This window comes from Pseudomonas sp. CAU 1711, assembly GCF_039888625.1.
GTDB lineage: Bacteria > Pseudomonadota > Gammaproteobacteria > Pseudomonadales > Pseudomonadaceae > Aquipseudomonas.
Window position 1 is genome coordinate 1 of sequence record NZ_JBDQQT010000006.1, and the last position, 12,442, is coordinate 12,442.

Sequence of the window (12,442 nt, forward strand, 5' to 3'; positions counted from 1 at the left end):
AAGGGCCGTCGAAGACTACGACGTTGATAGGTTGGGTGTGTAAGCGCTGTGAGGCGTTGAGCTAACCAATACTAATTGCCCGTGAGGCTTGACCATATAACACCCAAACAATCTGCGGATTGTGGGTCTCTGGTGAAGTCGACAAACGAACCGAAAGTTCGCTAAGAACCGCAAAGCCAAGATCACATACCCAATTAGGGGAAGCGACTAAACACCGACTCCCCAACCGAATTGCTTGACGACCATAGAGCGTTGGAACCACCTGATCCCATCCCGAACTCAGCAGTGAAACGACGCATCGCCGATGGTAGTGTGGGGCTTCCCCATGTGAGAGTAGGTCATCGTCAAGCTCCTATCCCCAAACCCCCAGTCGAGACATCGGCTGGGGGTTTGGCTTTTCTGGCAGGAAAAAATCGCCGATCGCGAGCGATCCGGGGCGTTGCGGAAGAGATTTCACCGCCATCCGGTCGGCACTTTTCTAGGCAACGCCAAGCTGCATCGTTATGATGCCCCCCTCTTTATATGGGCGTTGTTTCGATGCGCGAAGTGCTGCAACTGCTGCGAGATGGCGAATTCCACTCCGGAGAGGCCCTGGGGGCCGCGCTGGGGGTGAGTCGTGCGGCCGTGTGGAAGCGCCTGGAGCACCTCGAGGCTGAGCTGGGGCTGACGATCCATCGCGTGCGAGGGCGCGGTTATCGCCTGGCTTCGCCGCTGTCGCTGCTGGATCGGGAGGCAATTGCCGCCGCGTCGCGCAGCGCGGGCTGGGATGCTCTGGTCTTCGACAGTCTCGACTCCACCAATGCCGAGGTGCTGCGCCGCCTCGCCGAGGGTGCGCCGGCGCCCTTGCTGGTGTTGGCCGAAAGGCAGGAGAGCGGCCGTGGGCGCCGCGGGCGTTCCTGGGTCAGTCCCTTCGGCGAGAATCTCTATTACAGTCTCGGCCTGCGTCTGGAGGGTGGGGCCTTCGCTCTCGATGGCCTCAGTCTGTCGGTTGGCTTGGCGGTCGCGCGGGCCCTGCAGGAGGCTGGCGTTGTCGATGTCGGGCTCAAATGGCCGAACGATCTGCTGGTGGGCGGACGCAAAATTGCCGGCGTGCTGCTCGAGTTGTCGGGTGACCCGGCGGGAGCTTGCCAGGTGGTCATCGGCATCGGCGTCAATGTGAATATGCTGCCGGGCGCGGCGGTCGCCATCGATCAGCCCTGGACCTCGTTGCGCGAGCGCAGTGGGCAGCTGGTCGATCGTACCGAGCTGGCTCTGCTGCTGGGGTGTTGGTTGCGCCGCTATCTGGAGCGGCATGAGCGTGAGGGCTTCGCGGCGCTGCGCGAAGAGTGGGAGTCCTGTCATCTCTGGCAGGGCAGGGAGGTCAGCTTGCTGGCGGGTGCGCAGCGCATCGATGGCATCGTGCTCGGCGTGGATCGCCAGGGTGCGCTGCGTATGGATGTGGCGGGTCAGGAGCGGCAGTTCAGTGGCGGCGAGCTTAGCCTGAGGTTGCGTGATGATTCTTGAGCTGGACTGTGGCAACAGCCTGATCAAATGGCGAGTGCTGGGTGGCGAGTCGAGCTGCGGAGGCGTGGTCGATTCCGATGTGGCACTGCTCGAGACGCTGCGTGCTCTTGTCGGGCTGGTTCTGTCCGGGTGCCGACTGGTCAGCGTGCGTAGCGATGCCGAGACGTCGGCCCTGGTGGCGCTGCTGGAGGCCGAGTTCGGTGCGCCGGTGCTATGCGCGCAGCCGACACCATCGCTTGGCGGGGTGCGCAATGGATACCTGGAGTATGAGCGGCTGGGTCTGGATCGCTGGCTGGCGGTAGTCGGTGCCTATCAGCTGGCGGGTGGGGCCTGCCTGGTGCTGGATCTCGGAACGGCCGTGACTTCGGACTTCGTGACTGCAGCCGGCGAGCATCTGGGTGGCTATATATGTCCGGGCCTGCCTTTGATGCGCAACCAGCTGCGCACCCATACGCGGCGCATTCGTTACGATGATGTGGCTGCCGAGCTCGCCCTGCACAGCCTGCAGCCTGGGCGATCTACTGTCGAGGCGGTCGAGCGCGGCTGCGCGCTGATGCTGCAGGGGTTCGTCTTGACCCAGGTCGAGCTGGCTCGCGAGCGCTGGGGCGCTGACTTCACCCTCTACCTGACCGGAGGAGATGCTGCCCTGGTGCGTGAGGCGCTGCCCCAGGCGCGACTGGTATCGGATCTGGTGTTCATCGGCCTGGCCCAGGCCTGTCCGATGCCGGAGGTGCGCTGATGCGTTGGGTCTTTCTGCTGCTGCTGGTTCTCAACCTCTTCTATTACGTCTGGCATCAACAGCAGGCGCCACTGCGAGTCAAGGAGGTGGAGCCGATGGCGCTGCATCAGGGCTCGCGGCAGGGTGTGCGTTTGCTCGATGCCTCCGATCGGACCAGGGTCCGGCCCGAGCTGGCGCAGGCGGAAGCGCGGGGGGGTGACGAGACCTGTCTGTTTCTCGGCAGCTTCCAGCAGGAAACTGGCGCGCGTCAGGTCGAGCAGCGCCTGGTGGCGCTGGATATCCGGGCCGAGGTGCGCCCGGTGAATGCGGCAGCCGGGCTCGACTACTGGGTGTATCTGGCGCCGCTGGCGTCGCGGCAGGCCTCGCTGCGCCAGCTCAAGGAGCTGCAGGCGCGCAAGATCGACAGCTACATCATTACTCAGGGGGATCTGGCCAATGGCATCTCCCTGGGTATCTTCCCGCGCAGCGATTCGGCCGAGAGCGTCATGCGGCGCCTGCGTGACGCGGGCTACGAGCCCCTGCTGCGCGAGCTGCCGCGGGCGCAGCGCAGCTACTGGGTGCGCATCGCCCCCGAGAGTCGTCGTCTGGCCGATGATGTTATGCCGCAGCTGGCATCCGACTTCCAGAATCTGCAGCATCAAATAATGCCGTGCGAAAGCGTTGCAACGCCCCAGTAGTTTGCATAGAATGGCGCCCGCTTTGCGGGGGTGGCTTCGCGGAGTGGCTGTCGGATGTAGCTAACCTTAAGTTTTTATTGAGAAAATGCTTGACAGCTCGGTGGCAGAAGTTAAAATGCCGCCCACTTTGGAGGGGTTCCCGAGCGGCCAAAGGGATCAGACTGTAAATCTGACGTCATAGACTTCGAAGGTTCGAATCCTTCCCCCTCCACCAGATTTAAAGCGTGAGCTGCAGGCTCCGCGGGCATAGTTTAGTGGTAGAACCTCAGCCTTCCAAGCTGATGGTGCGGGTTCGATTCCCGCTGCCCGCTCCAAGTTTGTTGTTCGTGCAAAGTGTTTCGCTCATGTAGCTCAGCTGGTAGAGCACACCCTTGGTAAGGGTGAGGTCAGCGGTTCAAATCCGCTCATGAGCTCCACTTCGACAAAGGCAGATATGCAGATATCTGCCTTTGTTTTAATGGCAGTGTCAGTTCTCAATTCCTTGTTCGGAGACGAGTCAGATGGCTAAGGAAAAATTCGAACGTAACAAACCGCACGTCAACGTAGGCACCATCGGTCACGTTGACCACGGTAAAACCACTCTGACCGCTGCCCTGACTCGCGTCTGCTCGGAAGTGTTCGGTTCCGCTCGCGTCGACTTCGACAAGATCGACTCCGCTCCGGAAGAGAAGGCTCGTGGTATCACCATCAACACCGCTCACGTAGAGTACGACTCCAATGTTCGTCACTACGCGCACGTTGACTGCCCGGGCCACGCCGACTACGTGAAGAACATGATCACCGGTGCTGCCCAGATGGACGGCGCTATCCTGGTTTGCTCCGCTGCCGACGGCCCCATGCCGCAGACCCGCGAGCACATCCTGCTGTCCCGCCAGGTGGGTGTTCCCTACATCGTCGTGTTCCTGAACAAGGCCGACATGGTCGACGACGCCGAGCTGCTGGAACTGGTCGAGATGGAAGTTCGCGACCTGCTGAGCACCTATGACTTCCCGGGTGACGACACTCCGATCGTCATCGGTTCCGCTCTGATGGCCCTGAACGGCGAAGACGAGAACGGCCTGGGCACCACCGCCGTGAAGAAGCTGGTCGAGACCCTGGACTCCTACATTCCGGAGCCGGTGCGTGCCATCGACATGCCGTTCCTGATGCCGATCGAGGACGTGTTCTCCATCTCCGGTCGCGGCACCGTGGTAACCGGTCGTGTCGAGCGCGGTATCGTCAAGGTTCAGGAAGAGATCGAGATCGTCGGTCTGCGTCCGACCACCAAGACCACCTGCACCGGCGTGGAGATGTTCCGCAAGCTGCTCGACGAAGGTCGTGCCGGCGAGAACTGCGGCGTGCTGCTGCGCGGCACCAAGCGTGATGAAGTCGAGCGTGGTCAGGTTCTGGCCAAGCCGGGCACCATCAAGCCGCACACCAAGTTCGAAGCCGAAGTGTACGTGCTGTCCAAGGAAGAAGGTGGTCGTCACACCCCGTTCTTCAAGGGCTACCGTCCGCAGTTCTACTTCCGTACCACCGACGTGACCGGTTCGTGCGAGCTGCCGGAAGGCGTTGAGATGGTAATGCCGGGCGACAACATCAAGATGGTTGTCACCCTGATCAAGCCGATCGCCATGGACGACGGCCTGCGTTTCGCGATTCGCGAAGGCGGCCGTACCGTTGGCGCCGGCGTGGTTGCCAAGGTCATCGAGTAATCGGTTGATCTGTCTCGGTAAGGTCGGCATAATGGTCGGCCTTACTTCGATTTTAGGCCAGTAGCTCAATTGGCAGAGCGGCGGTCTCCAAAACCGCAGGTTGGGGGTTCGATTCCCTCCTGGCCTGCCAGATTCCTGGTTAGAAGTGGATCTGGCGTTTCTTTCGACAGGGTTTTCTCATGAATGCCAAAGCTGAAGCTCAAGACTCCCGCTTTGATGTGCTGAAGTGGCTCGCTGTGGCTACTCTGGTCGTCGCAGGTGTTGTCGGCAATCAGTATTTCTCGGCTGAACCGCTTCTGTATCGCGTGCTGGCTCTGCTGGCGCTGGCCGTAGTGGTCGGTTTCGTCGCGCTGCAGACGGTGAAGGGGCAGGCGTTCTTTGCTCTGGCAAAAGAAGCGCGCGTCGAGATTCGCAAGGTTGTGTGGCCGACCCGTCAGGAAACCACGCAGACCACGCTAATCGTGGTTGCCGTGGTGCTGGTGATGTCGCTGGTCCTGTGGGGCCTGGACAGCCTGCTGGGTTGGCTTGTTTCGTTGATCGTCGGTTAAGGGTGTCCCGTGGCTAAGCGTTGGTACGTCGTGCATGCTTACTCGGGTTACGAGAAGCATGTGATGCGCTCGCTGATCGAGCGCGTCAAGCTGGCTGGCATGGAAGACGAGTTCGGCGAGATTCTGGTGCCCACCGAGGAAGTGGTGGAGATGCGCAACGGCCAGAAGCGCAAGAGCGAGCGCAAGTTCTTCCCCGGCTATGTGCTGGTTCAGATGGAAATGAACGAGGCGACCTGGCACCTGATCAAGGACACGCCGCGCGTCATGGGTTTCATTGGTGGTACTGCCGACAAGCCGGCGCCGATCACCGAGAAGGAGGCTGACGCCATCCTGCGTCGCGTCGCCGATAGTGGCGACAAGCCGAAGCCGAAGACTCTGTTCGAGCCGGGCGAGACCGTGCGCGTCACCGATGGCCCGTTCGCCGACTTCAATGGCGTCGTCGAAGAAGTTAACTACGAGAAGAGCCGGATCCAGGTGGCCGTGCTCATTTTCGGTCGCTCCACGCCGGTGGAGCTGGAGTTCAGTCAGGTCGAGAAGGCATAACTGGACAATGCATCCCGAACCCCGCAGCCGCAGGCTGCGGGGTTTTGTCGTCACTGGGATAAATGCGTCATTAACCGGGGAGCCTCAGCGAGGCGTCTGACCCGAAATTGGAGTAGCTCATGGCTAAGAAGATTCAGGCTTACATCAAGCTGCAAGTAAAGGCCGGCCAGGCCAACCCGTCGCCGCCCGTCGGTCCCGCTCTGGGCCAGCACGGCGTGAACATCATGGAATTCTGCAAGGCGTTCAACGCCAAGACCCAGGGCATGGAGCCCGGTCTGCCGACTCCTGTGATCATCACCGTATACAGCGACCGCAGCTTCACCTTTGAAACCAAAAGCACCCCGGCTTCGGTGCTGCTGAAGAAGGCTGCCGGCCTGACCAGCGGTTCCGCTCGTCCGAACACCGTCAAAGTGGGCACCGTTACCCGTGCTCAGCTGGAAGAGATCGCCAAGACCAAGCAGGCCGATCTGACCGCAGCTGACCTGGATGCGGCCGTGCGTACCATCGCCGGCTCCGCGCGTAGCATGGGCCTCAACGTGGAGGGTGTGTAATGGCTAAGCTGACCAAGCGCCAGAAGGCTATCGCCGAGAAAGTCGAAGCCGGCAAGGCTTACAACTTCGAAGAGGCCGCCAAGCTGCTGGCCGAGCTGTCCACCGTCAAGTTCACCGAGTCGTTCGACGTCTCCGTGAACCTGGGCGTGGATCCGCGTAAATCCGACCAGGTTGTGCGTGGCGCCACCGTGCTGCCGAACGGCACTGGCAAGACCGTGCGCGTTGCCGTGTTCACTCAGGGCCCGGGCGCCGAAGCCGCTCTGGCCGCCGGTGCCGACAAGGTCGGCATGGACGATCTGGCCGCCGAAATGAAAGCCGGCGACCTGAACTACGACGTGGTCATCGCTTCCCCGGATGCCATGCGCGTCGTCGGCCAGCTGGGCCAGGTTCTTGGTCCGCGCGGCCTGATGCCGAACCCGAAAGTCGGCACCGTGACTCCGGACGTGGCTACCGCCGTGAAGAACGCCAAGGCCGGTCAGGTACGTTTCCGTACCGACAAGAACGGCATCATCCACACCTCCGTTGGCAAGGTCGGCTTCGAAGCCGCCGCGCTGAAGCAGAACGTGGAAGCCCTGCTGGCCGACCTCAAGCGCCTGAAGCCGTCCACCTCCAAGGGTGTGTACGTCAAGCGCGTGACCCTGAGCACCACCATGGGTCCGGGTTTGGTGATCGATCAGGCTTCGCTGGAAGCGTAAGTGATTAGGCCGGCGGACCTGTCCGCCGGCCTGTAAAGATTGGGGTCCCTGCCTGGCGGGGGCTATCCAAGACCGTAGGCGGCGCAAGCCTTAAACCAGGACGTTTCTCAAGCCTACGCAGATGGTGCTCCCGATTCGTACCGAATCAGACACCAAAACGACGCAGGGCCCCGGCTCTGCGAAACGGTAACATCCAGGAGTAAACCCGTGGCAATTAAACTCGAAGACAAGAAGGCCATCGTCGCTGAAGTCAACGAGGCTGCCAAAGCCGGTCTGTCCGCTGTCGTGGCTGATGCCCGTGGCGTGACTGTCGGCGCAATGACCGGACTCCGTAAAGAGGCCCGCGAAGCTGGCGTGTACGTGAAAGTCGTGCGTAACACCCTGCTCAAGCGCGCCGTTGAAGGCACTCAGTTCGATGTGCTCAGCGACGTGTTCAAAGGCCCGACCCTCATCGCTTTCTCCAACGAGCATCCGGGCGCTGCCGCCCGTATCTTCAAGGATTTTGCCAAGGGTCAGGACAAGTTCGAGATCAAGGCGGCCGCGTTCGAGGGTCAGTTCCTCGCAGCCAATCAGATCGACGTACTGGCAACTCTGCCGACCTACGACGAAGCCGTTGCCCAGCTGATGAGCGTGATCCAAGGCGCCACCAGCAAGCTGGCTCGTACTCTGGCGGCTATTCGCGACCAGAAAGAAGGCGTTGCCGCCTGATTCAGGCGCGTCGTCCCTTTCAACGTTATTTGTTTAATTCGATGGCCGCGAAGGCTGTCACCCCAATACAGGAATTAGAGTCATGGCTCTGACCAACGAAGACATCATCAACGCCGTATCCGAAATGTCCGTCATGCAGATCGTTGAACTGATCAAGGCGATGGAAGAGAAGTTCGGCGTAACCGCCGCTGCCGCCGTTGCCGCTGGCCCGGCTGCCGGCCCGGCTGCCGCTGCTGAAGAGCAGACCGAGTTCACCATCATGCTGACCGAAGCCGGCGACAAGAAAGTGAACGTGATCAAGGTCGTTCGCGAGCTGACCGGTCTGGGTCTGAAAGAAGCCAAGGCTGTTGTTGACGGCGCCCCGGGCGTGGTCAAGGAAGGCGCTTCGAAAGAAGAAGCCGAAGCCGCCAAGAAGGCCCTGGAAGAAGCTGGCGCCAAGGTCGAGCTCAAGTAAGTTCGTACCTTGCGTCTACAGCCCGAGCGTTGAGCGACAGGCTGATGGCTGGTGGCAAATGCCACCGGCCTTTTTCCGTTATGGGCAGTTGGCCGAAATGCCACTGCCTATAGCGTGAAAATCCCGCCAAAGGGCGGCGCAAACCAAGGGGTTTGCACGATTTTCTGGTCATTGCCGCCGGCACTGACCAAACAAGCAGGTGACCAAGCTGGGGAACGCTGATGGCTTACTCATACACTGAGAAAAAACGTATCCGCAAGGACTTTAGCAAGTTGCCGGACGTGATGGATGTGCCTTATCTCCTGGCCATCCAGCTGGATTCGTATCGCGAATTCCTGCAGCAAGGAGTGAGCAAGGAGCAGTTCCGCGACGTTGGCCTGCATGCGGCCTTCAAGTCCGTATTCCCGATCATCAGCTACTCCGGCAATGCCGCACTGGAGTACGTCGGCTATCGCCTGGGTGAGCCGGCGTTCGACGTCAAGGAGTGCGTGCTGCGTGGCGTGACCTTCGCCGTGCCGCTGCGCGTGAAAGTCCGTCTGATCATTTTCGACAAAGAATCGTCGAACAAAGCGATCAAGGACATCAAAGAGCAAGAAGTGTACATGGGCGAGATTCCGCTCATGACCGAGAACGGTACCTTCATCATCAACGGTACCGAGCGCGTCATCGTTTCCCAGCTGCACCGCTCTCCGGGCGTGTTCTTCGACCACGACCGTGGCAAGACCCACAGCTCCGGCAAGCTGCTGTACTCCGCGCGAATCATCCCCTACCGCGGCTCCTGGCTGGACTTCGAGTTCGACCCGAAGGACTGCGTGTTCGTGCGTATCGACCGTCGCCGCAAGCTGCCGGCCTCCGTCCTGCTGCGCGCGCTGGGTTACAGCACCGAGGAGGTGCTGGACGCCTTCTATGACACCAACGTGTTCCACGTGAAGGGCGAGACCCTCAACCTGGAGCTGGTGCCGTCGCGTCTGCGTGGCGAGATCGCCGCGTTCGACATCAAGGACGAGAAGGGCAAGGTCATCGTCGAGCAGGGCCGCCGCATCACCGCGCGCCACATCAACCAGATCGACAAGGCCGGCCTCAAAGAGCTGGAAGTACCGCTCGACTACGTACTCGGCCGCACCACCGCCAAGGCCATCGTCCATCCGGCCACCGGCGAGATCGTCGCCGAGTGCAACACCGAGCTGACCACCGACCTGCTGGCGAAGATCGTCAAGGCCCAGGTCGTGCGCATCGAGACCCTGTACACCAACGACATCGACTGCGGTCCGTTCATCTCCGACACCCTGAAGATCGACTCCACCGGCAACCAGCTGGAAGCCCTGGTCGAGATCTACCGCATGATGCGTCCGGGCGAGCCGCCGACCAAGGATGCCGCCGAGACCCTGTTCAACAACCTGTTCTTCAGCGCCGAGCGTTACGACCTGTCCGCCGTCGGCCGCATGAAGTTCAACCGTCGTATCGGCCGCAGCGAGATCGAAGGCTCCGGCGTGCTGTCCCGCGAGGACATCGTCGACGTGCTGAAGACCCTGGTCGACATCCGTAACGGCAAGGGCATCGTCGACGACATCGACCACCTGGGTAACCGTCGCGTACGTTGCGTCGGCGAGATGGCCGAGAACCAGTTCCGCGTCGGCCTGGTGCGCGTCGAGCGCGCCGTGAAAGAGCGCCTGTCGATGGCCGAAAGCGAAGGCCTGATGCCGCAGGACCTGATCAACGCCAAGCCGGTCGCGGCGGCGGTGAAGGAGTTCTTCGGTTCCAGCCAGCTCTCGCAGTTCATGGACCAGAACAACCCGCTCTCCGAGATCACCCACAAGCGCCGCGTCTCCGCACTCGGCCCGGGCGGTCTGACCCGCGAGCGCGCCGGTTTCGAAGTCCGCGACGTACACCCGACCCACTACGGCCGCGTGTGCCCGATCGAGACCCCCGAAGGTCCGAACATCGGTCTGATCAACTCGCTGGCCGCCTATGCCCGCACCAACCAGTACGGCTTCCTGGAAAGCCCGTACCGCGTGGTCAAGGACACCCAGGTCACCGACGAGATCGTGTTCCTGTCCGCCATCGAAGAGGCCGATCACGTGATCGCCCAGGCTTCGGCGACCATGAACGCCAAGGGCCAGCTGGTCGACGAGCTGGTGAACGTGCGTCACCTCAACGAGTTCACCGTCAAGGCGCCGGAAGACGTGACCCTGATGGACGTGTCGCCGAAGCAGGTGGTTTCCGTCGCGGCCTCGCTGATTCCGTTCCTCGAGCACGACGACGCCAACCGTGCACTCATGGGTTCGAACATGCAGCGTCAGGCCGTGCCGACCCTGCGTGCCGACAAGCCGCTGGTCGGTACCGGCATGGAGCGCAACGTCGCCCGTGACTCCGGCGTCTGCGTCGTGGCCCGTCGTGGCGGCGTGATCGACTCGGTCGACGCCAGCCGTATCGTGGTGCGCGTGGCCGACGACGAAGTGGAGACCGGTGAAGCCGGTGTCGACATCTACAACCTGACCAAGTACACCCGCTCCAACCAGAACACCTGCATCAACCAGCGTCCGCTGGTGAGCAAGGGTGATGTGGTTTCGCGTGGCGACATCATGGCCGACGGCCCGTCCACCGACATGGGCGAGCTGGCTCTGGGTCAGAACATGCGCGTGGCGTTCATGCCGTGGAACGGCTTCAACTTCGAAGACTCCATCTGCCTGTCCGAGCGCGTGGTCCAGGAAGACCGCTTCACCACCATCCACATCCAGGAACTGACCTGTGTGGCGCGTGACACCAAGCTCGGCCCAGAGGAAATCACCGCGGACATCCCGAACGTCGGTGAGGCCGCGCTGAACAAGCTGGACGAAGCCGGTATCGTCTACGTCGGTGCCGAAGTCATGGCCGGCGACATCCTGGTCGGCAAGGTCACCCCGAAAGGCGAGACCCAGCTGACGCCGGAAGAGAAGCTGCTGCGTGCGATCTTCGGTGAGAAGGCGTCCGACGTGAAGGACACCTCCCTGCGCGTGCCGACCGGCACCAAGGGTACCGTCATCGACGTACAGGTCTTCACCCGCGACGGCGTGGAGCGCGACAGCCGCGCCCTGGCCATCGAGAAGCAGCAGCTCGACGAGATCCGCAAGGACCTCAACGAAGAGTTCCGCATCGTCGAAGGCGCCACCTTCGAGCGTCTGCGTTCCGCCCTGGTCGGTGCCAAGGCCGAAGGCGGCGCTGGCCTGAAGAAAGGCGCTGTGATCGACGACGCCTACCTCGATGGTCTGGAGCGTGGTCAGTGGTTCAAGCTGCGCATGGCCGACGACGCTCTCAACGAGCAGCTGGAGAAGGCCCAGGCCTACATCAGCGACCGTCGCCAGATGCTCGACGACAAGTTCGAAGACAAGAAGCGCAAGCTGCAGCAGGGCGATGACCTGGCGCCGGGCGTGCTGAAGATCGTCAAGGTCTACCTGGCGATCAAGCGTCGCATCCAGCCGGGCGACAAGATGGCCGGCCGTCACGGTAACAAGGGTGTGGTCTCGGTGATCATGCCGGTCGAAGACATGCCGCACGATGCCAATGGCACCCCGGTCGACATCGTCCTCAACCCGCTGGGCGTACCGTCGCGCATGAACGTCGGTCAGATCCTCGAAACCCACCTGGGCCTGGCGGCCAAGGGCCTGGGCGAGAAGATCAACCGCATGCTCGAAGAGCAGCGCAAGATCGCCGAACTGCGCAAGTTCCTCAACGAGATCTACAACGAGATCGGTGGTCGCCAGGAGAGCCTGGACAGCTTCTCGGATACCGAGATCCTCGACCTGGCGAAGAACCTGAAAGGCGGCGTGCCGATGGCCACCGCGGTGTTCGACGGTGCCAAGGAAAGCGAGATCAAGGCCATGCTGAAGCTGGCCGATCTGCCGGAAAGCGGCCAGATGCGCCTGTTCGACGGTCGTACCGGCAACATGTTCGAGCGTCCGACCACCGTCGGCTACATGTACATGCTCAAGCTGAACCACCTGGTCGACGACAAGATGCACGCCCGTTCCACCGGTTCCTACAGTCTGGTTACCCAGCAGCCGCTGGGTGGTAAGGCGCAGTTCGGTGGTCAGCGTTTCGGTGAGATGGAGGTCTGGGCGCTGGAAGCCTACGGTGCCGCCTACACCCTGCAGGAAATGCTGACGGTCAAGTCCGACGACGTGAACGGCCGGACCAAGATGTACAAGAACATCGTGGACGGCGATCACCGCATGGAGGCCGGCATGCCGGAGTCCTTCAACGTGTTGATCAAAGAGATCCGCTCGCTCGGTATCGACATCGAACTGGAAACCGAATAACACGACTCGCTGCGGCCGCATCGCCGGCCGCAGCA

General features: G+C 61.7%; 11 protein-coding genes, 4 tRNA genes and 2 rRNA genes. All 17 read left to right on the forward strand.

Translation table 11 applies throughout. The features are described 5' to 3' along the window. Nucleotides 1-96, forward strand: a 23S ribosomal RNA gene (locus AAFN46_RS07900); the annotation flags it as partial. Nucleotides 97-234: 138 nt separating this feature from the next. Then, a 5S ribosomal RNA gene (gene rrf, locus AAFN46_RS07905) occupies nt 235-350 on the forward strand. A gap of 187 nt (nt 351-537) precedes the next feature. Further along, nucleotides 538-1,503 (forward strand): bifunctional biotin--[acetyl-CoA-carboxylase] ligase/biotin operon repressor BirA, encoded by a 966-nt coding sequence (birA, locus tag AAFN46_RS07910; protein WP_347808152.1) that lies wholly within the window; start codon nt 538-540, stop codon nt 1,501-1,503. Next, nucleotides 1,493-2,242, forward strand: coding sequence for a pantothenate kinase (locus AAFN46_RS07915; protein ID WP_347808153.1), 750 nt, complete (start codon nt 1,493-1,495; stop codon nt 2,240-2,242). The genes birA and AAFN46_RS07915 overlap by 11 nt, the downstream gene beginning before the upstream one ends. Continuing rightward, complete coding sequence (locus AAFN46_RS07920) at nt 2,242-2,919, forward strand: SPOR domain-containing protein (RefSeq protein WP_347808154.1); 678 nt, start codon at nt 2,242-2,244, stop codon at nt 2,917-2,919. Before AAFN46_RS07915 ends, AAFN46_RS07920 begins: the two co-directional genes overlap by 1 nt. A 129-nt stretch (nt 2,920-3,048) precedes the next feature. Further along, nucleotides 3,049-3,133, forward strand: a tRNA-Tyr gene (locus AAFN46_RS07925). 26 nt (nt 3,134-3,159) lie between these two features. Further along, a tRNA-Gly gene (locus AAFN46_RS07930) sits at nt 3,160-3,233 on the forward strand. 26 nt (nt 3,234-3,259) lie between these two features. Beyond that, nucleotides 3,260-3,335: transfer RNA gene (locus AAFN46_RS07935), tRNA-Thr, on the forward strand. Nucleotides 3,336-3,419: 84 nt separating this feature from the next. Next, nucleotides 3,420-4,613, forward strand: a complete 1,194-nt coding sequence (gene tuf / locus AAFN46_RS07940) for an elongation factor Tu (RefSeq protein WP_347808155.1) — start codon at nt 3,420-3,422, stop codon at nt 4,611-4,613. 54 nt (nt 4,614-4,667) lie between these two features. Then, nucleotides 4,668-4,743, forward strand: a tRNA-Trp gene (locus AAFN46_RS07945). 49 nt (nt 4,744-4,792) lie between these two features. Continuing rightward, nucleotides 4,793-5,161 (forward strand): preprotein translocase subunit SecE, encoded by a 369-nt coding sequence (gene secE / locus AAFN46_RS07950; RefSeq protein ID WP_347808156.1) that lies wholly within the window; start codon nt 4,793-4,795, stop codon nt 5,159-5,161. Nucleotides 5,162-5,170: 9 nt separating this feature from the next. Next, on the forward strand, nt 5,171-5,704 hold the full coding sequence (gene nusG, locus AAFN46_RS07955) for a transcription termination/antitermination protein NusG (protein WP_347808157.1): 534 nt from the start codon (nt 5,171-5,173) through the stop codon (nt 5,702-5,704). Nucleotides 5,705-5,823: 119 nt separating this feature from the next. Next, on the forward strand, nt 5,824-6,255 hold the full coding sequence (gene rplK / locus AAFN46_RS07960) for a 50S ribosomal protein L11 (protein WP_004373444.1): 432 nt from the start codon (nt 5,824-5,826) through the stop codon (nt 6,253-6,255). Continuing rightward, nucleotides 6,255-6,950, forward strand: coding sequence for a 50S ribosomal protein L1 (gene rplA / locus AAFN46_RS07965; RefSeq protein ID WP_347808158.1), 696 nt, complete (start codon nt 6,255-6,257; stop codon nt 6,948-6,950). Before rplK ends, rplA begins: the two co-directional genes overlap by 1 nt. Nucleotides 6,951-7,157: 207 nt before the next feature. Then, entirely contained in the window at nt 7,158-7,658 is a 501-nt protein-coding gene (gene rplJ / locus AAFN46_RS07970; protein WP_347808159.1) for a 50S ribosomal protein L10, read from the forward strand. An 82-nt stretch (nt 7,659-7,740) separates the two neighbouring features. After that, a complete protein-coding gene (rplL, locus tag AAFN46_RS07975; protein ID WP_347808160.1) occupies nt 7,741-8,112 on the forward strand; it encodes a 50S ribosomal protein L7/L12 in 372 nt (123 codons plus the stop codon). Nucleotides 8,113-8,333: 221 nt separating this feature from the next. Further along, entirely contained in the window at nt 8,334-12,407 is a 4,074-nt protein-coding gene (rpoB, locus tag AAFN46_RS07980; protein ID WP_347808161.1) for a DNA-directed RNA polymerase subunit beta, read from the forward strand. Nucleotides 12,408-12,442 lie beyond the last annotated feature (35 nt).